Genomic DNA, 23,119 nt, shown 5'->3' on the forward strand with positions numbered 1-23,119 from the left:
TCCTCCACACCTACAACCACCACCGCTGCCACACCGCACTGGACGGCAAGCCACCCATCAGCCGTGTGAACAACGCTCCAGGTCAATACACCTAGGGCCTGTCCTAGTACTGCCCCTGGACGTGCTCCCAGAAGCCGTCCCGCAGCACCCGCCGCAAGTCGGCGTGGCCGCGCAGGGAGTGCCGGAGCATCGCCTCCGCGGCGGTCAGCAGCTCCTGGTCGACGGTTCCCGGCAGGTACGGGTGGCCCGGCAGCAGCTCGGCCACCCACTCGCGGCCGTGTTCGGCCAGCCACTGGGCGGCCACCCGCGCACCCACGAACCGGACCTCGTCGCGGGTGGGCACCGGCCCCTCGGCCGCCGCCGGGTCGGTGTACTCGACGCCGGCCCGCCGGGTGACGTACGGCTTGCAGAATTCCAGGTCGAAGGTGCGCTGGCTGTCGACCTCCCACAGCAGCGGCTCGGCCTGATTGCGGCCGCCGGCGGCCTCGATGCCCCACAGGTGCACGCGCGCGCCGTACCCCTGCGCCGCCTCCACCGCGGAGACCAGGTCCTCGTCGCCGCCGATGAGCACCGCGTCGCTGATCGCGCGGTGCCGGGCCAGCGACTCCAGGTCCGTGCGGATGAGGGAGTCGACGCCCTTCTGCTGGTTGTTGGCGTTGAGGTTGCCGAGTCTGACCTTGACGTCCGGCAGTTCGGCGATGCGCTGCTGCTCCTGGGTGTGGATACGGCGGCGCGCGCCGTCGTACCAGTAGACGCGCAGCAGCCGGCTGTCCGGGAAGATCATCCGCGCCTTGTCGATGAACGCCTCGATGATCCCCTCGGCGTCCAGGTCGAACGCCCTGCGGTCCTCCGTACCGCTGACCAGCCGCCCCGCCGCGGCGTACACATAGCCCGCGTCGACGAAGGCCGCGTGGGTGGACGGCGTGGTGGCGACCTCCGCGAGCACACGCGTCAGCAGCTCATTGGTGCGCTCGATACCGGCGGCGAGCGCGGCGAGGTCGGTGGGGCCCGTGGGCTGGATGTTGCTCATACCGGATCCATTGTCCGGGCGGTCACTCTCTGAGCACAACCGCTCTCCTACCAGCGAGTATTTAGCCCGTCGAAAAATTTCTTTAGCGTAGGGAATGATTGGGGAAGGCATGTGGTTGTACCCGTACGGAACGCCCGGCAAGGAAGCCGGGCAAGCCCTACCAAAGAGTTCTCCGCAGGAGGATCAGACGAAGGGAGAAGCCGTATGCGCTTCGAGATCATGCGCCTGGACGACGTCGACGGCACCGCCGTGGACAGCACCGTCGTGGACGCCGCCTCCGTCAACCGGATCGTGCAGCAGGCCGCCGCCATAGGCCAGCGCATCTACATCCGCCCGGCCGACACCGCCGCCCGTTAACGGCTGTTCCGCGGCCCGCTGAGACCGGCCGCGACAAGACGCGCCGGCGCCCCCGTACGAACACGTCGTACGGGGGCGCTTCGTGTATCCGGGGCCGGCCGCGGGCCGTCAGGCGCCCTGGATCACCTGCGTGACGCCGTTGATGATCTGCTGCACGGCCAGCGCGGAGAGCATCATGCCCGCGAGCCGCGTCACCAGCACCACCCCGCCGTCCTTGATCACGCGGATGATCACCAGCGAGAACCGCATCACCAGGTAGAGCACCACATGGATCGCGACGATCGCCACCCAGACGGACAGCTGCGCGCTGAAGCCGTGCGCATGCTGCACCGCGAGGATCACCGACACGATCGCGCCGGGCCCCGCCAGCAGCGGCATGCCCAGCGGCACCAACGCCACATTGACGTCCTTGGTCTGGGTCGGCTCCTCCGACTTGCCGGTCAGCAGATCCAGCGCGACCAGCAGGAGCAGCAGGCCGCCCGCGATCATCAGCGCGGGCGTCGAGATGTGCAGCCGCCCGAGGATCTGCCGGCCGAAGATGCCGAAGACGGCGATGACGCAGAAGGCGACGGTGGCGGCCTGCCAGGCCATCCGGCGCTGCACCTTGGCCGGCCGGCCGGAGGTCAGGGCCAGAAAGATCGGGGTGATCCCCGGCGGGTCCATGATCACAAAAAGCGTGACAAAGAGGGTACTGAAGACGGCGACGTCGAACACGGTGATGGCCTTGCAGGAGGTGGTACGGGACGAACGGGACGCGGGCACGCGGGAGGCGGAGGCCCGTAAGGGGGGATGTCAGAGAGCGGCGCGGGGACCGGGGCGACCCGGAGACCCCTCAGGGGCACGCCATGGGCGCGGTACGGCCGCGGCGGTCCCCCGAAGCGGGCTCAGCCGCCCGCGCCGGGAACGGGGAAGGCACCGGTCGCACGGCGCACGATCTCGCCGTAGATCTCGGGGTCGGTGGTGCAGTCACCGAGGCGGCAGGTCTTGCGGCTGCCGTGGTAGTCGCTGGAGCCGGTGGTCAGCAGCCCGAGGTCGGCGGCCAGTCCACGCAGCCGTGCGCGGGTCGGCTCGTCGTGGTCCATGTGGTCGACCTCGATGCCGTCCAGGCCCGCCGCGGCCAGCTCCGCTATCGCGCTCTCCGGTACGCAGCTGCCGCGCTTGACGGCCAGCGGATGCGCGAAGACGGTGACCCCTCCGGCGGCCTTGACCAGCCGGATCGCGTCGAACGGGTCGAGCTCGTGCTTCTCCGCGTACGCCCGGCCGTTGTTGGCCAGCCACTGCGGGGTGAAGGCGTCGGAGACGGACGCGATGACGCCCAGGTCGACGAGGGCGGTGGCGATATGCGGCCGCCCCACGGCGCCGTCCCCGGCGATCCGCGCCACCTGCCCCCAGGTGATGGGCACCCCGAGGTCGCGCAGCTTGCCGACCATGGCCTGGGCCCGCGGCACCCGGTCGTCCCGGACCAGCTCCCGCTCACGCGCGAGCTCGGGCTCCTCGGGGTCGAAGAGGTAGCCGAGCATGTGCAAGCTCACACCGTCGATCCGGCACGAGAACTCGGTGCCGGTGACCAGCGTCAGCCCCTCGGGCAGTGCGGCGCGCGCCTCGGCATGGCCGCCGACGGTGTCATGGTCGGTCAGCGCCACCACGTCAAGACCGGCGGCCGCGGCGTTCCGTACCAGCTCAGCGGGGGTGTCCGTACCGTCGGACGCCGTGGAGTGGGTGTGCAGATCGATACGCACGACACGAACTCCAGACTGCTGCGGGACGGACAAGGGGCACACGGCGAGGCCGTAGGGGGGTCCTCAGAAGGATACCGGCCGGGCGGACATGCCCCCGTCAGGCGGCGAACCGATGGGCCCCGCGGGCGCCCGTCGCCCCTGCGCTCAGCTCAGAATGCGCGGCGACAGCGCACCGCACGGCAGCAGATCCACCTCGGCGCCCGCCTCGCGCAGATCGGTCAGCACCATCTCGTCGTACAGCAGCATGCCCGCCTGCTCGGGCCAGGCGATCGCCCACAGCCACAGTCCGCGGGCCTCACCCGCGAAAACCGCGCGGTCCGAGGGCGCTCCCTCGACATGCCACATCGGGGTCGGCCGCCCCGCGGCCAGCACCTTGGCGTGCGCCGCCTTCTCCGTGCACAGATGGGGGCCGGGGTCGGGGCCGTCGATGCCGGCATAGCGCGAGCCGAGTCCGACACCCAGCTCCTCGGCGATCAGCAGCAGTTCACCGGGCCCGCCGAGCGGCCCAGGGCCCGAGCAGGCCACCGCGGTCGCGCGGCCCCCGCTGCGGTCGTCGCCGGCACAGGCCACACCGGTGAACAGCCAGCCGACGGGCAGCGGCCAAGGCATCCACACGGGCACCTGCGCACGGTGCACGACAACGCCGAGCGCATCGACGCTCGGCGGGACGACTGGCTGGAGTGGGTGCACGGTACCGTGCACGGCGCACTGCCAGGAGTCGGAAAAGAGACCGGGCGCCCGCACCCGGCCACCGCACTTCGGGCAACTGGGTTCGCCCCTCATAAGGACCAACGGTCCTCCAGGGCTGCCGTCGCGTCAAGGACGATCACCCGTCCGGTGTGCCCCACAACACGCCCCCGCGCGCGCCCTCGGCCAACTCTCACCCCTATTCCCCAAGTATTCCCCAACGAATTACTAGGTGCGACTAGCACCATTTAGCCCAGCTAACTTGCCATGCGCGAACACCAACGGCCTTGGGGATCACACAGGGACGGATCCCGATCAGGGGTACGGAAGCGGCAACGGGAAGGGGACCCAGCAGCATGCGGCGCAGCGGCACCGGCACCGGCACCGAAGTCGACCCGTTCCAGTTGGGCGAGGCCTCCGCCCGCCGGCCGAAAGGGCCGTACGGGCGAACGTGTCTGACGCGTCACCAGGGGCGCCGCTCAGTCGTCGAGCGGTACGCCCTTGCGCAGCGGGTCGCGCAGATCCGTGCCGTGCTGGAGCCAGCGCGCCTCCAGCGCGTCGGCGCCGTGCACCCGCTTCCATGCGGCCTCATTGGGCGTCATCGGCAGCAGCGGCAGAAAGCGGACCGGCTCCATCGGCTCGTCCAGCTCCAGGTCCTCCACCAGGCCACCGGACGCGGCGACCAGCACCGAGGTGAACGGCGCCCCCGGCCACAGCGGCTCACCCACGTCCAGCGCGGCTCCCGGTGCCACGATCAGGCCCTCGACCTGCGGGGACGCGGCGAGCACGGCGAGCGGCCGCAGCACCTTGTCGGTGTCCGCGCGGCCACCGCGTACGGACAGCAGGAGCTCGGCGCGCGGGCCGCGGAGCGGGTCGGCCAGTACGACCGTGGGGTCGGCCATCGGCTGGGCGGACATCCCGAGCGTGGCGTAGCGGATGACCCCGTTGCCCTCGAAGCGGAGCACCTCGATACGGTCGGTCCCGAGGAACGTGACGGCAGCGCGCGCGTCCGGCTCGCCCAGGGCCATACGCAACCGGGCTTCAACCAGCTCAAGAACGTCAGACATGCCGCGAGCATAAGGCCGGCCCCTCGCCCGGCCACTGCCCCTCAACGAGCCTCCCCCGGACTCCGTCCGGGAGGACCGCGAGCGGCGCGCTCATTGTTCGTATCGAACAGGCAAAACGGCGCCGTAACGCTTCAGACGGCTGATAGCCTTGCCGTCTGGTCAGGGAATGACGTCGTCCCCCAACGGGGACCGGCCGGAGGAGGTGGGGCTGCGGTGGATCCGAGTCGACCGTGCAGTACCGATAGTTCTCCCGTCATCCCCCTCGCGCAGCGAATCTCCTGATCCGAGAGCTTCCGTACCCCGCCGCTGAGCGGCGAAACCCGTGAAGCGCCTTTGCGCCGGATGTAGATGACGGAAGAGCGCCTTCGACTCTTTGTTCCGTGTTTTCTGCGAACTGCCGTCAGTATCACCGCACGGAGCGCCGCCCGCTTTGCGGACGTACGGCCAACGACGCCTCGTACGTCCACGTTCCGGGCAGCGCTGCGCCCCGCGCCCGCAGCTGACGGCCGGCCCGTGAAGGAGCCTGCCCATGTCGATGATCCGCGACCTGCGCGCCGCCGTCCGCCCGTCCCGGCGGCGCGGCGTCTCCCCGTACCGCTACGAAACCTCCGCACCGGCCTGCCCGAACAGCGCCATCGTCGACTGCGGCGTCTACCGCGACGGCCGCCGGGTCCGCGAGCACGTCACCCCGGCCGAGGCGATGGCCAGTGCGCGGGCCGAGGGCGGCTTCGCCTGGATCGGGCTGCACGAGCCGACCGAGGCCGAATTCGCCGGTATCGCCCAGGAGTTCGGGCTGCACCCACTGGCCGTCGAGGACGCCGTGCACGCCCACCAGCGGCCCAAGCTGGAGCGCTACGACGACACCCTCTTCACCGTCTTCAAGACGGTCCACTACGTGGAGCACGCCGAGCTGACCGCGACCAGTGAGGTGGTGGAGACCGGCGAGGTGATGTGCTTCACCGGCCGGGACTTCATCGTGACGGTGCGGCACGGCGGACAGGGCTCGCTGCGCGCCCTGCGGCACCGGCTCCAGGACGACCCGGAACTCCTGGCCAAGGGCCCGTCCGCGGTGCTGCACGCCATCGCCGACCAGGTGGTCGACAGCTATATCGCGGTTGCCGGTGCGGTCCAGGACGACATCGACGAGGTGGAGATCGACGTCTTCAGCTCGGGCAGCAACGGCAAGAGCCCCGGGACCAAGGGCGCCAAGGGCGGCGACGCCGGGCGGATCTACCAACTCAAGCGCGAGGTACTGGAGTTCAAGCGCGCGGTGTCGCCGCTGCTGCGGCCGATGCAGCTGCTGAGCGAGCGGCCGATGCGGCTGGTCGACTCCGACATCCAGAAGTACTTCCGGGACGTCGCCGACCACCTGGCGCGGGTCAATGAGCAGGTGCTGTCCTTCGACGACCTGCTCAACTCCATCCTGCAGGCCAATCTCGCGCAGGCGACCGTCGCGCAGAACGAGGACATGCGCAAGATCACGGCATGGGCGGCGATCTTCGCCGTACCGACGATGATCGCCGGCGTCTACGGCATGAACTTCGACTACATGCCGGAACTCCGGTGGAAGTACGGCTACCCGGCGGTGCTGCTGATGACGGCGGCCATCTGCTTCGGGATCCACCGCGGGTTCAAGCGCAACGGGTGGCTGTGACGCCGGGAGCGGTGGCGGAGTCGGCTCGGGAAGCGACCTGCGTTACCTGATGGAGCGTCAGGGATGGTTGCCCGGAGGCGTTGTCGGACCCTCGTGCCATCCTCGGAGCAAGGACAGCGTGGAACAGGGATCGCGGCCGGTAGCGCACGTCGTCTGGGCCCGCCCGGACGCGGCGGCGGAGGCCCGGGTGGTGGAGGTGCCGGCCGGGGTCGAGCGTGCCGTCGGGGGCGCCCCCTGCGAGCACGCGCGGCATCCGGGCGTCGAGGACGAGGAGTGGCGGCGATCTCGGCACGAAGGCCGGTTCAACCGTGAGATACGGGCCTGCCCGCGGAAGATCGCCGGATTCGCGCGCGCCGTCAGCCGCTGAGCGACCCGCACCGCCCCGGGCCGTGCCGGCGCCGCCCATTAGGCTGAGCCGTATGACGGAGACCGTGTCGCAGGCCCTGCAGGATCGGGCGCTCATCGAAGAGGCCACGAAGAAGTCCGGCCTTATCTGGGTGCGGGGCGCTTCGGGCCCGTCGCGTGCGCTGTGGCATCTGTGGCATGACGGCGCCGCCTGCCTGGTCGGGGACGGTGCCGGGGAGCAGCCGCTCGCCGACCTCGGGCTCACCGACGGCGGCCTGGCGACGGTCACCGTACGCAGCAAGGACAAGGGCGGCCGGCTGATCGCCTGGCAGGCCCGGGTCAGCGAGCTGGCGCCGGAGGGCGAGGCCTGGCGGGCCGCGGTCGACGAGCTGAAGGGCAAGCGGCTCAACGCGCCGGACGCGGACACCATCACCGAGCGCTGGGCGCGCGAGTGCCGGGTACTGCGGCTGGAGCCGACCGGCGCGGCCGAGCAGCGCCCGGGTGCCATGCCGGACGGCTCACACGCCGTACCGCCGCTGCCGACGCCCGCCACCACCCGGCGGCCCGCCCCCGCCGCGCTGCCGAAGCTGCTGCGTCGGGGCCGCAAGGGCTGAAGGACCGAAGGGCCGTACGGGTCGAGGCAGGCGCCCGGCGCCGCTACCCGTTGCCCGAGATCTTCTGCCCGTAGTCGACGACCTGGTCCTTGGCCGGGGCCTTGAGGTCCACGGACTTGCCCCAGTCGTCGAGCCGGACCACGCCCGCGCCACCTGCGCGCTTGAACCGCAGCGGGTACGGCGTGCCCTCCAGGGAGACATCCAGGGTGCCGCCGGAGCCCGCGCCCCCGGAGAGCCGGACGGTGCGGACTCCGTCGACGTCGCCGCGCCCGCCGGCCGTCAGCTTGCCGTGCAGTCCGAGCAGGCTGCTGAGCAGCACGTCCTTGTCCGTGAAGCCGCTGAAGCGCTTGTAGACGGGGTCCGCGGAGGGCACCTTGACGTACTTGCCGCCGAGTTTCGCCGCGGCGGCCTCGTCGGGCGTGCCGGACTTGCCGCCCTTCTCGCCGGCCCAGAAGGCCGCGTCCGCCTTCAGGTAGAGCGCGTTGCCGACCCGCAGCAGCTGGAACGCGGCCGCCTTCGTGGTCAGCTCGCCCTTCGCGCCGTCCTTCGCGAGCCGCATGTCGAGCTTGTAGGTGCGGCCCTGGCTGACGACATTGCCGGAGAGCCGGACCGTTTCAGCACGCTTCGCCGCCGCCATCGCCTTGGCCTCGATCTTCTTGGCCGGCAGCTTTCCCACCCCGTTGGTGCCGGCGTCCGGGTCCTCCTCGGCGCCACAGCCCGCCAGTACCGCGGCCAGCGCCGCGCACACCGCCCCCACAAGCGCCGCCCGTCCCGTGCGACGGGGTCCGGCCAAGGGTCGGGGGCTCGTCCCCGAGGGGATTGCAGTCACGTCGGCTCTGCCTCCTGATGCGGGTGACCTCGTCAGCAGTACGGCAGCGTACCCGGGCACGTGCCCGGTTTCCGGCGGGGCGTGCAGCGGACGCCATACGGCCGTTCTCCCCGAAGCGGCGCCGACCCCGGCGCGTTAGCCTGAACCCGGATCGAGGCCGTATTCAGGGCAGAACAGGACAAGCGGAACGGTGTAAAGGGAGGCGCTCTGCATGGCAGTGGTGACCCCCCGGGTGTTCGTCTCCCATCTCTCCGGCATCGCCGTCTTCGACCCCAACGGCGACCAGGTCGGCCGCCTCCGGGACCTCGTCGCGATGCTCCGGGTCGGCGCCCGCCCGCCGCGGCTGCTCGGCCTCGTCGTCGAGGTGGTCAGCAGACGCCGGATCTTTCTGCCCATGACACGGGTGACCGGCGTGGAGTCCGGCCAGGTCATCACCACCGGCGTGGTCAACATGCGGCGCTTCGAACAGCGGGCGTCCGAGACCCTGGTGCTCGGCGAGCTGCTGGACCGGCGGGTGCGACTGGTGGAGACCGGCGAGGAGGTCACCGTCCTCGACATCGGCATCACCCAGCTGCCGGCCCGCCGCGACTGGGAGATCGACAAGGTCTTCGTCCGCAAGGGCAAGGGCGGCGCGCTGCGCCGCAAGGGGGAGGCCCTGACCGTGGAGTGGTCGGCGGTGACCGGCTTCTCCCGGGAGGAGCACGGCCAGGGCGCGGAGAATCTGCTGGCCACCTTCGAACAGCTGCGGCCGGCCGACCTCGCGGGCGTACTGCACCACCTCTCCCCCAAGCGGCGTGCCGAGGTCGCCGCTGCGCTCGCCGACGACCGGCTCGCGGACGTCCTGGAGGAGCTGCCGGAGGACGACCAGATCGAGATCATCGGCAAGCTGAAGGAGGAGCGGGCCGCCGACGTCCTGGAGGCGATGGACCCGGACGACGCCGCCGATCTGCTCTCGGAGCTGCCGGAGGAGGAGAAGGAGCGGCTGCTGGCCCTGATGCGGCCGGAGGAGGCCGCGGACGTCCGGCGGCTGATGGCCTACGAGGAGCGCACGGCGGGCGGTCTGATGACCACCGAGCCGATCGTGCTGCGCCCGGACGCGACGGTCGCGGACGCGCTGGCCCGGGTCCGCGACCCGGACCTGTCCCCCTCGCTCGCCGCCCAGGTGTATGTCTGCCGGCCGCCCGACGAGACCCCCACCGGCAAGTACCTGGGCCTGGTGCACTTCCAACGGCTGCTGCGCGACCCGCCGTTCACTCTCGTCAGCTCGATCGCCGACACCGATCTGCCGGCCCTGCGGCCGGACACCCCGCTGCCCGAGCTGACCAGCTATCTGGCGACGTACAACATGGTCTCCGCGCCCGTCGTGGACGAGAGCGGGTCACTGCTCGGCGCGGTCACCGTCGATGACGTGCTGGACCATCTGCTGCCGGACGACTGGCGGGAGCGGGAGATGCTCGGCGAGGCCACGGCCGGGGTGAGCGCGGGGTACCCCGGGAAGGCCGGTCATGGGCGCTGAGGAGCGGGAGAGCGGCAGGGACCGGTCACGGGCCCATGGCTCCACGGCACTGCGTCACGGCGCCTCCGAGCGGCCCCGGGTGCGCCTCGACCAGCCGCGCGCACCGCGCCGCTCGTTCTGGCCGGAGTACGACCCGGAGGCGTTCGGGCGGCTGTCGGAGAAGATCGCCCGCTTCCTGGGGACCGGCCGGTTCATCGTCTGGATGACGTTCACGATCATCGTGTGGATCGGCTGGAACATCTTCGCGCCCAGCAGCGTGAAGTTCGACGACTACCCGTTCATCTTCCTGACGCTGGCGCTGTCGCTGCAGGCGTCGTACGCGGCGCCGCTGATCCTGCTGGCGCAGAACCGGCAGGCCGACCGCGACCGGGTCACCCAGGAGCAGGAGCGCAAGCAGAACGAGCGCTCCATCGCGGACACCGAGTATCTGACCCGGGAGATCGCGGCGCTGCGGATGGGCCTGGGCGAGGTCGCCACCCGCGACTGGATCCGCTCCGAGCTGGAGGATCTGATGCGGGACCTGGAGCTGCGGCACATGGTCGAAGCGGAGAGTGACGAACGCGACCGCTGACGACCTTTCCGGAGGCCGCCTCATCAGCCGTACCATCGGGTCATGGCTACCGACACGCCCCAAGGCACCTCGCCGAGCGAGGACGCGATCCGCGCCGCGCTCGCGACGGTGAACGACCCCGAGATCCACCGCCCCATCACCGACCTGGGGATGGTCAAATCGGTGGACATCGCGGCGGACGGCGCGGTGGCGGTCGTGGTCTACCTCACCGTCTCCGGCTGCCCGATGCGCGAGACGATCACCAACAGCGTGCGCGAGGCCGTCTCCCGGGTCGAGGGCGTGACCGGCGTCAAGGTCGACCTCGACGTGATGAGCGACGAGCAGCGCAAGGAGCTGGCGACGTCACTGCGCGGCGGCACGGCCGAGCGCGAGGTGCCGTTCGCCCAGCCCGGTTCGCTGACCCGGGTGTACGCCGTCGCGTCCGGCAAGGGCGGCGTCGGCAAGTCGTCGGTGACGGTCAACCTCGCCGCGGCGATGGCGGCGGACGGCCTGAAGGTCGGTGTCGTGGACGCCGACATCTACGGCCACTCCGTCCCCCGGATGCTGGGCGCCTACGGCAAGCCCACCCAGGTCGAGAACATGATCATGCCGCCGTCGGCGAACGGCGTGAAGGTCATCTCGATCGGCATGTTCACCCCCGGCAACGCGCCCGTCGTCTGGCGCGGCCCGATGCTGCACCGCGCGCTCCAGCAGTTCCTCGCCGACGTCTACTGGGGCGACCTGGACGTCCTCCTCCTGGACCTGCCCCCGGGCACCGGCGATATCGCGATCTCCGTTGCCCAGCTGGTGCCGAACGCCGAGATCCTGGTCGTCACCACCCCGCAGCAGGCCGCTGCCGAGGTCGCCGAGCGGGCCGGTTCGATCGCCGTGCAGACTCACCAGAAGATCGTCGGCGTGGTGGAGAACATGTCCGGGCTGCCCTGCCCGCACTGCGACGAGATGGTCGATGTCTTCGGCACGGGTGGCGGCGAGCGGGTCGCCGAGGGCCTGACGAAGACGACCGGCGCGCAGGTCCCGGTGCTCGGCCAGATCCCGATCGACGTCCGCCTCCGCGAGGGCGGCGACGAGGGCAAGCCGGTCGTGCTCACCGACCCCGACTCCCCCGCCGGCTCGGCGATCCGCGCCATCGCGGGCAAGCTCGGCGGCCGCCAGCGCGGCCTGTCGGGCATGTCGCTGGGGATCACACCGCGCAACAAGTTCTGAGGGACGGGGAGCCGGTCTCCCTGAAGACGTCGAGGGGGCGGGCCCGTAACGGGTCCGCCCCCTCGACGTTTCTACGGCGCTTTTTACGCGCATGGCGGTGGTGCCGGGTACGCGGATGACGGAGCTCGCCGGGTCTCCCGCGCCGGTCGGCCCTCATACGCCGCGCGGTCCTCGACCACCGAGAAGCCCAGGCTGTGTAGGCGAGGCCGGTGCCCTGATCTCCGGCACCGGCCGACAGCGCCGGTCAGGTCTCGTACGCGGTGATGTCCTTGACGACGGCAAAGCCCAGGCCGTAGGCGCTCATACCGCGCCCGTACGCGCCGATGTGCACGCCGTCGGGCCCTTCGCTCGCCGAACCGGCCAGCACCCAGCCGTACTCGGACTCGCGGTAGCGGAACGGCGTCGGCACGCCGTCCACCGGCAGCGTCAGCTCGCTCCAGCTCTCGCCGTCGAGATCGTCCGCCAGCTCCCAGGCCAGCATGGTCTGCTGGTCCAGCCAGTCCTGGCGCAGCGACCGGTCCATCTGGGACGGCCAGGTCTGCGAGAGCAGCCCGGCCCCGGCGAGCCAGGCGGCCGTCGAGACCGAGGTGGCCTCCAGTACTCCGGTGCCGTCGGCGCTACGCCGTACGGGGCGGCTGGCGACCGTCACCACGACCGCGAAGCGGTCGGTGCCCTGGGCCGTCTCCACCTTTATCGTGGGCTCCTCGCCATGCCCCGTGGCACCGTGCTCGACGGTTCCATCCGCGGCCGTGCCGACCTGCATCAACCAGCGTGATCCGGTGAACGCCTCATCGAGGCCGTACCACGGGAACGCTGCCAGCAGATAGCCGTCGACCTTCCGGCCGACGCCGGCGGACACACCTCGTTCCACTGTCGGACTCGTCGTCTCCATCTGCGCGGAGCCTCCTCATTGCCCTGCGTCGTGGGCGGCCCGCCCCCCTCGGACGACCTCACCCCGGACACCGGGAGCATAGCCCTAGGGCGCAACACAGCCGGGCATATGGGAATATCAGGTGGCGTCGGCGTCGAACGGCGGACGATCACCGGACGCCGTACCGCCGGTCTTCTTGACCAGGTCGGGGCCGCCGGAGGCGGCGGGGGACTCCTTGGAGAGATTCGGCGACGCCGAGCCGTCCGAGGACCCGGCGGACGAGACGCTGTCGCGGCCGTGCACGGCGTCCGTGACCTCGGCCATCTCCTTCTTCAGGTCGAAGCCGTCCCGGATCTCCTGCAGGTCCTTGAGGCCGTACTCGTCCTTCTCCAGGACGTGCTTGCGCACGAAGTTCTTCGGCTTGAGGTCATCGAACTCGAAGTCCTTGAACTCCGGGCCCAGCTCGCTCCGGATGTCCTCCTTGGCGCTGTCCGAGAAAGCCCGCACCTTGCGGATGAAGCCCATCACGTCCTGGATGACCTTGGGCAGCTTGTCCGGACCGAAGATGAGCACGGCAAGGATCACTAGCGCGACCAGCTCTAGGGGTCCTATGTCGAAGAACACCTTGCAGCTCCTTGGATATCCGCGGCCGGGTCAGGTCAGGTCCTGGATGGATAAAGGGGCCAGGCCGACTATCACGGTACCTGGCCCGATACGTCGGGTGGGAGTCACCCGCGCCAACACCGTGCAAACGATCAGCCCGTGCTGGACGAGCCCAGTGTGAGCCGCAGGGTGCGCTCCTTCCCGTCCCGTCGGAGGGTCACCTGAAGGCTGTCACCCGGCCGGTGGCTGCGGATCTTCACAATCAGCTCCTCGCCGCTGTGCACCGGAACGCCGTCCACCTTGGTGATCACATCGCCGGCCTTGATCCCGGCCTTCGCGCCCGCGCCCCCGGGAGTGACCGGCGACGCGCCGCCCTTGCTGCGCTCGCTGACCCGCGCGCCGTCGCCGGCGTACTCCATCTCCAGGCTGACGCCTATCACCGGATGCGTCGCCCGACCGGTGTTGATCAGCTCCTCGGCCACCCGCTTGGCCTGGTTGATCGGGATGGCGAAGCCCAGCCCTATGCTGCCGCCCTGGCTGCCGCCGCCCTCGTCGAGTCCGCTGCCGCTGTCGGCCGCCCGGATGGCGCTGTTGATGCCGATCACCCGGGCCTTGCCGTCCACCAGGGGGCCACCGGAATTGCCCGGGTTGATGGGCGCGTCGGTCTGCAGCGCGTCCACATACGACACATCGCTGCCGTCGCCCTTCTCGCCGCCCGCGGTGATCGGGCGCTGCTTGGCGCTGATGATGCCGGCGGTGACGGTGTTGGCGAGGTCGTACGGTGCGCCGATCGCCACGACCGGGTCGCCGACCCGTACCGCGTCGGAGTTGCCGAGGGTGAGCGGCCGCAGGCCCGTGACGCCCTCGACCTGGATGACCGCGAGGTCATAGCCGCCGTCGCGGCCGACGACCTTCGCCTTGGCTGTCTGGCCGCCGCTGAACGTCACCGAGATCTCGCCGCCGTCACCGGCCGGTTCGACGACATGGTTGTTGGTGAGGATGTGGCCCTGCCGGTCGAGGACGAAGCCGGTGCCGGTGCCCTGTTCGGCGTTGCCGCGTACGTGGATGGTGACCACACCGGGCAGCGCGGTCTGCGCGATCCCGGCGACGCTCTCGGGGTTTCGGTTCCCCTGCTCGCCGTCGGCCTGCGGCAGCCTGATGTCGCTGAGGCCGCCGTTGCGTTCGATGTACGCGCCGATCCCGCCGCCTACGCCGCCCGCGAGCAGCGCGAGCACCACCGCACCGACCACCAGCGGACCACGGCGGCCGCCCCGCTCGGTGGACGGCGCGGGCACGACGGGGCCGCCGTGCTGGGGCGCGCTCCAGGGGTCGTACTGCTGCCATGCACCGTGGGGGGCAGGGGCGTTTCCGGGGCCGCTTCCGGGGGTGGGCATACCGGAGTGGGTCTGCGGCTGTGCCTGTGGCTGCGTGGCGAACGACGCCGTGCGCGTGCCGGCGGACCGGGGGCCGCCGGCACCCGGGTGCGGGACGAACGCACCGTCCGCGGCGTCTTGGGCGGTGGCCTGTGTGTCGTCCGGCTTCCGCAGATCCGGCTGGTGGGAGCCGGTCTGCTCGGTCGGCCGGGGGTGCGCCGTACCGGCCGGGTGCTGCTGGTCGCCGCCGTGCGGGGCCGGGGAACGGTCGTCGGGGCGCGGCGCGGGAACAGCCGGTGGTGCGAGGGGGCCGCCGACGATGCCGTCCGAGCCCTGCGGGCCGGCCGGCGGCTGCGGCGGGCTCGGATAGGGCGCGCCGGGCATCGGCGCCTGCGGGGGCATGGCGCCCGGCGCGGCCGGGGCCGGTGCGCCGTAAGCGGGCATCTGTCCGGCGGACTGGGGGCACCTCCCAGCGGTAGCTGGGGGAGGGAGCCTGGTGCCATGTGCGGGGGTCGGCACCGGCCGCTGTACCGGCGGTGCGGGCGCCCACGGGCCGGGGCCGCCGTACGGAGGCGTGCCGTACGGGTCCTCGGGATGCAGCGGCTGCCGGGGCGGTGCCCCACCGGACGCCTCGGCCCGCGGACCGGTCATGGCCTCGTCCCGTGCGCCGACGGCCACCTGGCCGAGCGTCACCGTCGAAGCGGCGACGCGATCGGCGGCCGGTGCCGCGGCAACGGCCTCGGAGCGCGCCGCCTCCGGGGCGCCGCCCGATATCCCGTCCTGCCGCTCAACGATGCGATCGGCCACGTCAGTTGCTGCAGGTGCTGTGCTTGCTTCGGCCGCTTCGGTCGTCATGGTCGCCGTGCTCGCTTCGACTGCTCCGGTGGCGTCGGACGTCCCGGCCGCACCGTACGGCTCGGCCGCACCGGACGCCCCCGCCACCGCGCCCTCGCTCGGCCTCCGCTCCGGCGGACGAACCGTCCAGTCACCCGAGTCATCCGCCTCATCCGGCCGGGCCGGGTCGATCGGCCCGGCCGACGCATCCTGCCCAGCTGCGCCGTTCACCCCCTGCATGGCGGAGATACCGGGCGCCGGGCCGTCTGCCGTGGTGTCCGCGGGGGGCACTGGTGCGTGCGGGCCGGCCTCGGCGGACGGTTCGGTGCCCGGGGTACGTCCCGGGCGGCTCCACCACTTCAGCTTCGGCCCGGCGGCCTTACCGTCGTCCATGCTCTCCCCATATTTCGCCCGCGGTCACACGCGGGCCACCGCCACCTCGCGGCCCGCGCCCCCGCACAGGGGTGCGCCGCCCACTGCGATTCAATCAGTTCGGCGCGGGCCTGCGCAGGGGCCGGTCAGCGCGAGGCCGAGGTTGTGCCCTGGCCGGCGGCGCCGGACGGGGCCACGGAGCCGGCCAGCGGCCGCTTGGGCTCCAGCGGGGGGAGCGGGGGAAGGTGGTGGCCGGTGGGATTCCTGCCCGCCTCGGCGGCCACCGGCGTGAAGCGATACCCCGGTGCCGGGCCGGTCACGGCTATCAAGGGCGACAGGCCGAAACGTGCTGCGGCCGGGTTGAGCGCCGAAGCCGAGCGCGGCGGTGTCGCCGCGCCGGGTGCGTACGGACCCATCGCGCCGGGGGCCGCCGCCGGGCCGCCGGTCAGCGGTCCGGGCCGGGAGTTCGACGACGCGAGGAAGTCGTTGACGTGGGGCAGCGAACCGCTGCCGGCCGCCGGGGTGGCGCCGAGCGGGGTGACGGCGGTGCCGGTACCTTCGCCGCGCCCGCCGGGCGTCTCGACCGCGGCTTCCAGCGGGAGGGCGCCGCCGAGCGCGAAGGCCGCGAGGGAGACCGCGCCGGCCGCCGCGAAGGCCAGCCTGCGCCGCTGCGTCGCGGGCCGCTCGGCCTCATGGACCCGGAAGCCACGCGGCCGCGGCTGCACGGGGACACCGGACATGGCGTGGGCGCCGTGGTTGCCGGAGGGGACATAGCCGAAGGGGCCACCGCCGCGGACATAGTCACCGTGCCCGAAGCCGCCGTTGCCGAGCCGGCTGCCGGGACCGTCCGGATCACCGCCGGGCAGCCCTTGGAGGCGCGCCAGCAGCCCCTCGGAGGGACCGGGAGGCGCCGTTTCGGCGAACATGCTCTTCAGCCGGCGCTGGGCGTCGGCCTCTGCCTTGCATTTTCCGCACGTCGCGAGATGCGCGAGCACCCGCTCGCGCGCATCATGCCCCAACTCGCCGTCGACCAGGGCCGCGAGGCGGTCGCCGAGATGCTGCTCGGCGGGGGACACACCGCCCATACCGCTCACGCGATTCCTACCTCCCCGGTGGACATCACAAGCGACCGCTGCTGCTCGCGCTCTTCGGCGCGCGCCGCCGGGGAACGGTGCTTGAGCGCCTTGCGCAGATGCGACCGGCCGCGGTGGATCCGGCTGCGGACCGTGCCGAGCTTGACACCGAGGGTGGCGGCGATCTCTTCGTACGACAGGCCCTCGATGTCGCAGAGGACGACGGCGGCGCGGAACTCGGGCGCGAGACCGTCCAGCGCCTGCTGCACATCGGCGTCGAAGTGGGTGTCGTCGAAGTGTTCCTGCGGTTCCGGCTCGTTGCTGGGCAGCTTCTCGTCCGCGTCGTCACCGAGCGCGTCGAAGCGGATGCGCTGGCGGCGGCGGACCATGTCCAGGAAGAGGTTGGTCGTGATGCGGTGCAGCCAGCCCTCGAAGGTGCCGGGGGTGTAGGACGACAGCGACCTGAAGACGCGGACGAAGACCTCTTGGGTGATGTCCTCGGCGTCGTGCTGATTGCCGCTGAGGCGGTAGGCGAGACGGTAGACCCGTGCACTGTGGGTGCTGACGATCTCCTCCCAGGTGGGCGGAGTCCACGCCTGGGCATCCGCGTCTGAGGCGAAGGTCGCGGTCGTTGCGGAGTTGGTGGTGCGGAGACTGTCAGCGGTGTTTGTCACGGATTTCGGCTCAGCGGACGACCTTCTCAAGCGCCTGCGCGCTCTTCGGTCACCTGCCGCAGCCGCACCTCCCCTGGTGGCTCTGGTGGTGTCCAGTAGAGCCCCTACCATATCCACCTCGCCCGTTAGCTCCGGATAAGCAGTTTTGACCTGCATTTGGTGCTGCTTCTGGTCTTGCCGCATGTCTCGCGCGGTCTTCACCGGTGCATCCCCCCGCTCTTCCCCCTACCCCTTATTAACGCCCGGTCCCATCTGCGGGTTCCCGCAGACAGCGGATACAGTCACGGTTGCGTCAACTACGGGGACAGGAGAGGGCCATTACCGGCAACCGGCAGACGAGCTTGGCATTCGCCGAGGCGTACGGCGCCGGGCCCATCGACGGCACCACCGACGTCGCCCTGCGCTGGTCCCGGGACCGCGCCCGGGAGGCGGGCATCCGTACGGTGTCGACCGGCACCGGCGCCGCCCTGCGCCTGCTCGCCGCCACCGCGGACGCCAAAGCGGTCGCCGAGATCGGCACCGGCACGGGCGTGTCGGGCATCTACCTCCTGCACGGAATGCGGCCCGACGGGGTGCTGACCACCGTCGATCTCGAACCGGAGCGGCAGGCCTTCGCCCGGCAGGCGTTCCGCGAGGCGGGCTTCGCCGGCAACCGGGCGCGCTTCATCCCCGGCCGGGCGCTGGACGTACTCCCCCGGCTCGCCGACGGCGGTTACGACCTCGTCTTCTGCGACGGGGACCTGATGGAGTGCCTGGAGTACCTCGCTGAATCGTTGCGTCTGCTACGACCCGGCGGCCTGGTGTGCTTCGAGGGCGTCTTCGCGGACGGCCGTACGGTCGACTCCGCGGTGCAGCCGGCGGAGGTGCTGCGGCTGCGGGAACTGCTGCGGGCCATACGGGAGAGCACCGCACTGGTGCCGTCCCTGCTGCCGGTCGGCGACGGGCTGCTCTGCGCGGTCAAGCGCGGCTGACCCACACGACCTGCAACCCCACACGACCTGCAACGAAACGGCCCCGGCACACGGCGCGCAGATTCTGCGCGCCGCCTGCCGGGGCCGGGGTACTCGGCTGGGGGGTACCGGGGATCAGTCCCCGGGAAACCGCAGCGGTTGTTCCGCCCTCGTTTAGACGGTGACCTTTTCCAGGGCCTCACCCAGGGCCTTGGCTTCGTCGGGTGTCAGCTCGACGACCAGTCGCCCGCCGCCTTCGAGCGGAACGCGCATGACGATGCCCCGCCCCTCCTTGGTCACCTCGAGCGGGCCGTCGCCCGTCCGCGGCTTCATGGCCGCCATGCTCGTTCCCCTTCCTGAAACCAGCTCATCGCAGCCGACAACCCAGGTGTCACCGGCATCGAACACATTGCTTCCAAGCCATTATCCCGCATCGAACGACCCGATGACCAACATCGGACGGCATCCCTTCTGCAACGCGCTCTCCCAAAACCACTCAATTCGGGGAGCGGGCTGCGATACTTCGCCACTCGCACACTCCCGCCCCACCCTCATTCTTTGATGTACGTCACATGCCGGCGGCTGATGATCTCCGGCATCCTGAGCGCTGGCTGCCATTACCGGGCAGTCGGAGCTGCGACGGAGGGGACCCTCACTATGGCCGACACCGTGCTCTACGACCTGACCGACGGACTCGCGACGATCACCCTGAACCGCCCGGACGCGATGAACGCGCTGAACATCGAGGCGAAGGTGGCGCTGCGGGACACGCTTCAGGAGGCCGCCGCCGATCCGGCCGTACGCGCCGTTCTGTTGACCGCCACCGGGCGCGCCTTCTGCGTCGGACAAGACCTCAAGGAGCACATCGGCCTGCTGGCCGAGGACCGGGCGAACGGCTCGGGCAGCACGATGACCACCGTGCGCGAGCACTACAACCCCATCGTCACGGCGCTGACCGAGATGCCCAAGCCGGTGGTCGCGGGCGTCAACGGTGTCGCCGCGGGCGCCGGTGCGGGCTTCGCCCTGGCCGCCGACTACCGGGTCGTCGCCGACTCCGCGTCCTTCAACACCTCGTTCGCCGGTGTCGCGCTGACCGCCGACTCCGGGGTGTCCTGGACGCTGCCCCGGCTGATCGGCCACGGCCGGGCCGCCGATCTGCTGCTCTTCCCGCGCAATGTCAGCGCCCAGGAGGCGTACGACCTCGGGATCGCCAACAAGGTCGTCCCGGCGGACGAGCTGGCCGAGACGGCCGCGGCCGTCGCCCGCAAGCTGGCGCAGGGCCCGACCGCCGCCTACGCCGCGATCAAGGAGTCGCTCGCCCACGGTGCGGGGCACTCGCTCGCCGAGACCCTCGGCAAGGAGGACGAGTTGCAGGCGCGGGCCGGGGCGTCGGAGGACCACCACATCGCGGTGGAGGCGTTCGTGAAGAAGGAGAGGCCGGTCTTCCTCGGGCGCTGAGCGAGTTCGCTGCGCTTTGCCTGAGCCGACTTGGTGCTCGCCGTTTTCGGCTGTCCCGCCGGTCCGCTGCGCTTTGCCTGAGCCGCGTTTCCGGCTGTCCCACCGTTGCGCCTGCGGCGGGCCGGTCCGCTGCGCTTTGCCTGAGCCGCGTCTTTGGCTGTCCCGCCGTGGGGGTTTGTCGCCGTTGCGCCTGCGGCGGGCCGTCCGCTGCGCTTTGCCTGAGCCGCGTTTTCCGGCTGTCCCACCGTTGCGCCTGCGGCGGGCTGTTGCCGCTGCGCGGGGCTGTCGGGTGCGGTTCCGGACCTCCGGACTCCGTCCTGCGGTCCGGCCCCTCCCGTTGTGTGTGGGGAAGACCGGTGGGGGTGCACGTAAGCGATCACGCGCGCCTCGCGCACCTACGCCGCCGCGGCCTCCACCGCATCGCGCACATGACAGTCCGCGAGATGGTCGTTGACCAGGCCGCACGCCTGCATCATGGCGTACGCCGTCGTCGGGCCGACGAAGCGGAAGCCGCGCTTCTTGAGGTCCTTGGCGAGCGCCGTCGACTCCGCCGTGACCGGCTGGAGATCGCTGAGGGCGCGCGGCACCGGGCGGGCGGCCCGGTCCGGGGCGTAGGACCAGATCAGGTCGTCGAGCTCACCCGGGGCCAGCGCGGCGGCGACCTTGGCGTTGTTGATCGTCGCGGCGATCTTGGCGCGGTTGCGGATGATGCCGGGGTCGCCGAGCAGCCGCTCGGCGTCCGCGTCCGTGAACCGGGCCACCTCCGGGATCCGGAACCCGGCGAACGCGGCGCGGAAGCCGGGGCGGCGCCGCAGGATCGTGATCCAGGACAGCCCGGACTGGAACGCCTCCAGGCTCATCCGCTCGAAGAGGGCGTCGTCGCCATGGACCGGCAGGCCCCATTCGGTGTCGTGGTACGCCCGGTAGTCGGCCATCTGCGCCGACTCCATCCCCCAGGGGCAGCGGGGGACGCCGTCGGGAGCCGTTGACACGCCGCTCATGCCGGCCCCTCGCCTTCGCGCTTGTCGGACGCCTCCGGGGCACCGGGCCGCGCGTCTTCCACGGGGCCGGTCGCGGGCCTGACATCGTCCGCTGGAGCGGGGCCCGGCCGGGTGTCCTGGAGGAGACCCGGGGCACCCATGGCCGCCGCATGCGCCCCTGCCAGCGCCGCCTCCAGCTCCGCGATCCGGGAATCCCGCTCGGCCAGTTCGGCGCCCAGCCGGTCCAGGACATCGTCGACCTCGACCATCCGATAGCCGCGGACGGCCACCGGGAAGCGGACGGCGTCCAGATCGGCGCGCCCCAGCGGGCGGTCGTCGGGCAGCGGGTCGTACAGCCGGTCCGGCTGGGAGTCCCGCAGTCCGCCGCCGTCAACGCCGTCGCCGCCGCCGACGACAACGAGCGTGACCGCGGCCACGACCACGACCATCGCGATCAGCAAGAACCAGAACACGACCAACTCCCCGAACTATGCGTCTGCACTGATCGTGCCATGAGGGTGTGACAGTTAGGGTCGCTGGCGGAACACGGAGAGGGAGTCAAGGAATGCTGCGGCTGGGGAATCGCGAGTTCGGTGCACACGAGCCGGTGATCATGGCGATCGTCAACAGGACCCCGGACTCCTTCTACGACCAGGGCGCCACATTCCGCGACGAGCCGGCGCTCGCCCGCGTCGAGCAGGCGGTGGCCGAGGGCGCCGCGATCATCGACGTCGGCGGGGTCAAGGCCGGTCCCGGCGAGGAGGTCAGCGCCGAGGAGGAGGCGCGCCGCACGGTCGGGTTCGTGGCCGAGGTGCGCCGGCGCCACCCCGATGTGGTGATCAGCGTCGACACCTGGCGGCACGACGTCGGCGAGGCGGTCTGCGAGGCCGGCGCGGATCTGCTCAACGACGCCTGGGGCGGGGTCGATCCGCGGCTGGCCGAGGTGGCGGCGCGGTACGGCGCCGGCCTGGTGTGTACGCATGCGGGCGGCGCCGAGCCGCGCACCCGCCCGCACCGGGTGACGTACGAGGACGTGATGGCCGACATTCTGCGGGTGACGCTCGGGCTGGCGGAGCGGGCGGTGGAGTTGGGCGTCCGGCGCGACGCGATCATGATCGATCCGGGGCATGACTTCGGGAAGAACACCCGGCACAGCCTGGAGGCGACCCGCCGGCTCGGCGAGATGACGGCCACCGGATGGCCGGTGCTGGTCTCGCTGTCCAACAAGGACTTCGTCGGCGAGACCCTCGACAAGCCGGTCAAGGAACGGGTGCTGGGCACCCTCGCGACCACCGCCGTATCGGCCTGGCTGGGCGCGCAGGTCTACCGCGTCCACGAGGTCGCCGAGACCCGGCAGGTGCTGGACATGGTGGCCTCGATCGCCGGCCACCGGCCCCCGGCGGTAGCCCGCCGGGGGCTGGCCTGAGGCCCGGCGCGGCCAGGGCCTTTCCGACCCTGACCCATCGGACAGGCCCTACACCCCGGTCTCCTTGGTCACCAGCGCGACCGCCTCGTCGACGTCATCGCTGAGGTGGAAGAGTTCCAGGTCGTGCGGGGATGCCTTGCCCTCGGCGATGAGGGTGTCGCGCAGCCAGTCGACCAGTCCGCTCCAGTAGGACGTGCCGAACAGCACGATCGGGAAGCGGGTGACCTTGCGGGTCTGGACGAGGGTGAGCGCCTCGAAGAGCTCGTCCAGGGTGCCGAGCCCGCCGGGCAGCACCACGAACCCGCGGGCGTACTTCACGAAGCAGGTCTTGCGGACGAAGAAGTAGCGGAAGTCGACGCCGAGGTTCACATACTCGTTGATGCCCTGCTCGAAGGGCAGCTCGATGCCGAGGCCGACGGAGACCCCGCCGGCCTCGTTGGCGCCCTTGTTGGCGGCCTCCATGGCGCCGGGACCGCCACCGGTGATCACCGCGAACCCGGCGTCGACCAGGGCGTGTCCGAGCCGCACCCCGACGTCGTACTCCTTGGAGTCCCGCGGGGTACGGGCCGAGCCGAAGACGCTGACGGCCGGGCCCAGCTCGGCGAGCGCCCCGAAGCCCTCGACGAACTCCGCCTGGATGCGCATCACGCGCCAGGGGTCGGTGTGCACCCACTCGGAGGGACCTTCGGTGTCCAGCAGCCGCTGGTCCGTCGTGCCTGCCTGCACCTGGTCGTGACGGCGCAGTACGGGGCCCAGCCGCTGCTCCTCCATGGCCGGCTCACCCTCGGGGTTGACCATGATGTGCTCCCTCCGCAGACAGATCGCTTGCCGGTTCAGCCTAGATCTACGGACGTGAAGCGCAGGAGAATTCGGCCCGTATGCGATCGGTCGGC

General features: G+C 71.3%; 25 protein-coding genes. 10 read left to right on the forward strand and 15 right to left on the reverse strand.

What is annotated here, in order from left to right; genetic code table 11:
• Positions 1–103: 103 nt before the first annotated feature.
• On the reverse strand, positions 104–1,030 hold the full coding sequence (locus AB0I10_RS24525; protein WP_363154750.1) for an NYN domain-containing protein: 927 nt from the start codon (positions 1,028–1,030) through the stop codon (positions 104–106).
• 204 nt (positions 1,031–1,234) lie between these two features.
• On the opposite strand from AB0I10_RS24525, the gene AB0I10_RS24530 reads away from it, so the two are divergent.
• A complete protein-coding gene (locus tag AB0I10_RS24530) occupies positions 1,235–1,387 on the forward strand; it encodes a hypothetical protein (RefSeq protein WP_099871903.1) in 153 nt (50 codons plus the stop codon).
• A 108-nt stretch (positions 1,388–1,495) separates the two neighbouring features.
• Here the strand turns inward: AB0I10_RS24530 and AB0I10_RS24535 are convergent, their stop codons facing one another.
• The 4 genes from AB0I10_RS24535 to AB0I10_RS24550 all read right to left on the reverse strand — a co-directional run bounded on the left by AB0I10_RS24535 (position 1,496) and on the right by AB0I10_RS24550 (position 4,880).
• Positions 1,496–2,101 (reverse strand): MarC family protein, encoded by a 606-nt coding sequence (locus AB0I10_RS24535; protein ID WP_363154803.1) that lies wholly within the window; start codon positions 2,099–2,101, stop codon positions 1,496–1,498.
• A 170-nt stretch (positions 2,102–2,271) separates the two neighbouring features.
• A complete protein-coding gene (locus AB0I10_RS24540) occupies positions 2,272–3,126 on the reverse strand; it encodes a PHP domain-containing protein (protein WP_363154751.1) in 855 nt (284 codons plus the stop codon).
• A 144-nt stretch (positions 3,127–3,270) separates the two neighbouring features.
• Entirely contained in the window at positions 3,271–3,909 is a 639-nt protein-coding gene (locus AB0I10_RS24545; protein ID WP_363154752.1) for a DUF6758 family protein, read from the reverse strand.
• A 383-nt stretch (positions 3,910–4,292) separates the two neighbouring features.
• Complete coding sequence (locus AB0I10_RS24550; protein ID WP_363154753.1) at positions 4,293–4,880, reverse strand: suppressor of fused domain protein; 588 nt, start codon at positions 4,878–4,880, stop codon at positions 4,293–4,295.
• Positions 4,881–5,409: 529 nt separating this feature from the next.
• On the opposite strand from AB0I10_RS24550, the gene AB0I10_RS24555 reads away from it, so the two are divergent.
• From AB0I10_RS24555 to AB0I10_RS24565, 3 genes are all read left to right on the forward strand, one after another.
• Positions 5,410–6,534 (forward strand): magnesium and cobalt transport protein CorA, encoded by a 1,125-nt coding sequence (locus AB0I10_RS24555; RefSeq protein WP_363154754.1) that lies wholly within the window; start codon positions 5,410–5,412, stop codon positions 6,532–6,534.
• Between the two features lie 118 nt (positions 6,535–6,652).
• On the forward strand, positions 6,653–6,901 hold the full coding sequence (locus AB0I10_RS24560) for a hypothetical protein (protein WP_363154755.1): 249 nt from the start codon (positions 6,653–6,655) through the stop codon (positions 6,899–6,901).
• 52 nt (positions 6,902–6,953) lie between these two features.
• Entirely contained in the window at positions 6,954–7,493 is a 540-nt protein-coding gene (locus tag AB0I10_RS24565; protein WP_363154756.1) for a hypothetical protein, read from the forward strand.
• Between the two features lie 43 nt (positions 7,494–7,536).
• Here AB0I10_RS24565 and AB0I10_RS24570 read toward each other — a convergent pair whose 3' ends face one another.
• Positions 7,537–8,286 carry a hypothetical protein gene (locus AB0I10_RS24570; RefSeq protein ID WP_363154757.1) on the reverse strand — a complete coding sequence of 250 codons (750 nt, stop codon included), beginning with the start codon at positions 8,284–8,286 and terminating at the stop codon, positions 7,537–7,539.
• Between the two features lie 247 nt (positions 8,287–8,533).
• Between AB0I10_RS24570 and AB0I10_RS24575 the strand changes: the two genes are divergently transcribed.
• The 3 genes from AB0I10_RS24575 to AB0I10_RS24585 are packed head-to-tail and all read left to right on the forward strand — an operon-like array spanning position 8,534 to position 11,612.
• Positions 8,534–9,838: a CBS domain-containing protein gene (locus tag AB0I10_RS24575; RefSeq protein WP_363154758.1), complete on the forward strand. Its 1,305-nt coding sequence runs from the start codon at positions 8,534–8,536 to the stop codon at positions 9,836–9,838.
• Positions 9,828–10,409 (forward strand): DUF1003 domain-containing protein, encoded by a 582-nt coding sequence (locus AB0I10_RS24580; protein ID WP_363154759.1) that lies wholly within the window; start codon positions 9,828–9,830, stop codon positions 10,407–10,409. The genes AB0I10_RS24575 and AB0I10_RS24580 overlap by 11 nt, the downstream gene beginning before the upstream one ends.
• Before the next feature lie 42 nt (positions 10,410–10,451).
• The gene (locus AB0I10_RS24585; RefSeq protein WP_363154760.1) at positions 10,452–11,612 is read left to right on the forward strand and encodes an Mrp/NBP35 family ATP-binding protein; all 1,161 of its coding nucleotides are present in this window, start codon (positions 10,452–10,454) and stop codon (positions 11,610–11,612) included.
• 244 nt (positions 11,613–11,856) lie between these two features.
• Here AB0I10_RS24585 and AB0I10_RS24590 read toward each other — a convergent pair whose 3' ends face one another.
• From AB0I10_RS24590 to sigE, 5 genes are all read right to left on the reverse strand, one after another.
• A complete protein-coding gene (locus AB0I10_RS24590; RefSeq protein ID WP_363154761.1) occupies positions 11,857–12,504 on the reverse strand; it encodes a hypothetical protein in 648 nt (215 codons plus the stop codon).
• Between the two features lie 117 nt (positions 12,505–12,621).
• On the reverse strand, positions 12,622–13,107 hold the full coding sequence (locus AB0I10_RS24595; RefSeq protein ID WP_363154762.1) for a sec-independent translocase: 486 nt from the start codon (positions 13,105–13,107) through the stop codon (positions 12,622–12,624).
• A gap of 131 nt (positions 13,108–13,238) precedes the next feature.
• Entirely contained in the window at positions 13,239–15,110 is a 1,872-nt protein-coding gene (locus AB0I10_RS24600; protein WP_363154804.1) for a trypsin-like peptidase domain-containing protein, read from the reverse strand.
• A gap of 701 nt (positions 15,111–15,811) precedes the next feature.
• The gene (locus AB0I10_RS24605) at positions 15,812–16,759 is read right to left on the reverse strand and encodes a zf-HC2 domain-containing protein (protein ID WP_363154763.1); all 948 of its coding nucleotides are present in this window, start codon (positions 16,757–16,759) and stop codon (positions 15,812–15,814) included.
• Entirely contained in the window at positions 16,756–17,523 is a 768-nt protein-coding gene (gene sigE, locus AB0I10_RS24610; RefSeq protein ID WP_363154764.1) for an RNA polymerase sigma factor SigE, read from the reverse strand. Before sigE ends, AB0I10_RS24605 begins: the two co-directional genes overlap by 4 nt.
• A gap of 176 nt (positions 17,524–17,699) precedes the next feature.
• Between sigE and AB0I10_RS24615 the strand changes: the two genes are divergently transcribed.
• The gene (locus AB0I10_RS24615) at positions 17,700–18,383 is read left to right on the forward strand and encodes an O-methyltransferase (protein WP_363154765.1); all 684 of its coding nucleotides are present in this window, start codon (positions 17,700–17,702) and stop codon (positions 18,381–18,383) included.
• Between the two features lie 153 nt (positions 18,384–18,536).
• Here AB0I10_RS24615 and AB0I10_RS24620 read toward each other — a convergent pair whose 3' ends face one another.
• The gene (locus AB0I10_RS24620; RefSeq protein WP_003985072.1) at positions 18,537–18,704 is read right to left on the reverse strand and encodes a DUF3117 domain-containing protein; all 168 of its coding nucleotides are present in this window, start codon (positions 18,702–18,704) and stop codon (positions 18,537–18,539) included.
• Positions 18,705–19,019: 315 nt separating this feature from the next.
• Here AB0I10_RS24620 and AB0I10_RS24625 point away from each other — a divergent pair, with 315 nt between their 5' ends.
• Complete coding sequence (locus AB0I10_RS24625) at positions 19,020–19,820, forward strand: enoyl-CoA hydratase-related protein (protein ID WP_363154766.1); 801 nt, start codon at positions 19,020–19,022, stop codon at positions 19,818–19,820.
• Positions 19,821–20,215: 395 nt separating this feature from the next.
• On the opposite strand, the gene AB0I10_RS24630 is transcribed toward AB0I10_RS24625, so the two are convergent.
• Together AB0I10_RS24630 and AB0I10_RS24635 are read right to left on the reverse strand one after the other, a co-directional pair.
• Entirely contained in the window at positions 20,216–20,821 is a 606-nt protein-coding gene (locus AB0I10_RS24630) for a DNA-3-methyladenine glycosylase I (protein WP_363154767.1), read from the reverse strand.
• A complete protein-coding gene (locus tag AB0I10_RS24635; RefSeq protein ID WP_363154768.1) occupies positions 20,818–21,273 on the reverse strand; it encodes a DivIVA domain-containing protein in 456 nt (151 codons plus the stop codon). The genes AB0I10_RS24630 and AB0I10_RS24635 overlap by 4 nt, the downstream gene beginning before the upstream one ends.
• Before the next feature lie 92 nt (positions 21,274–21,365).
• Between AB0I10_RS24635 and folP the strand changes: the two genes are divergently transcribed.
• Positions 21,366–22,226, forward strand: a complete 861-nt coding sequence (folP, locus tag AB0I10_RS24640) for a dihydropteroate synthase (protein ID WP_363154769.1) — start codon at positions 21,366–21,368, stop codon at positions 22,224–22,226.
• A gap of 48 nt (positions 22,227–22,274) precedes the next feature.
• On the opposite strand, the gene AB0I10_RS24645 is transcribed toward folP, so the two are convergent.
• Positions 22,275–23,024: a TIGR00730 family Rossman fold protein gene (locus AB0I10_RS24645; protein ID WP_363154770.1), complete on the reverse strand. Its 750-nt coding sequence runs from the start codon at positions 23,022–23,024 to the stop codon at positions 22,275–22,277.
• Positions 23,025–23,119: the final 95 nt, after the last annotated feature.

The organism is Streptomyces sp. NPDC050636 (assembly GCF_040654775.1).
Lineage (GTDB): Bacteria > Actinomycetota > Actinomycetes > Streptomycetales > Streptomycetaceae > Streptomyces.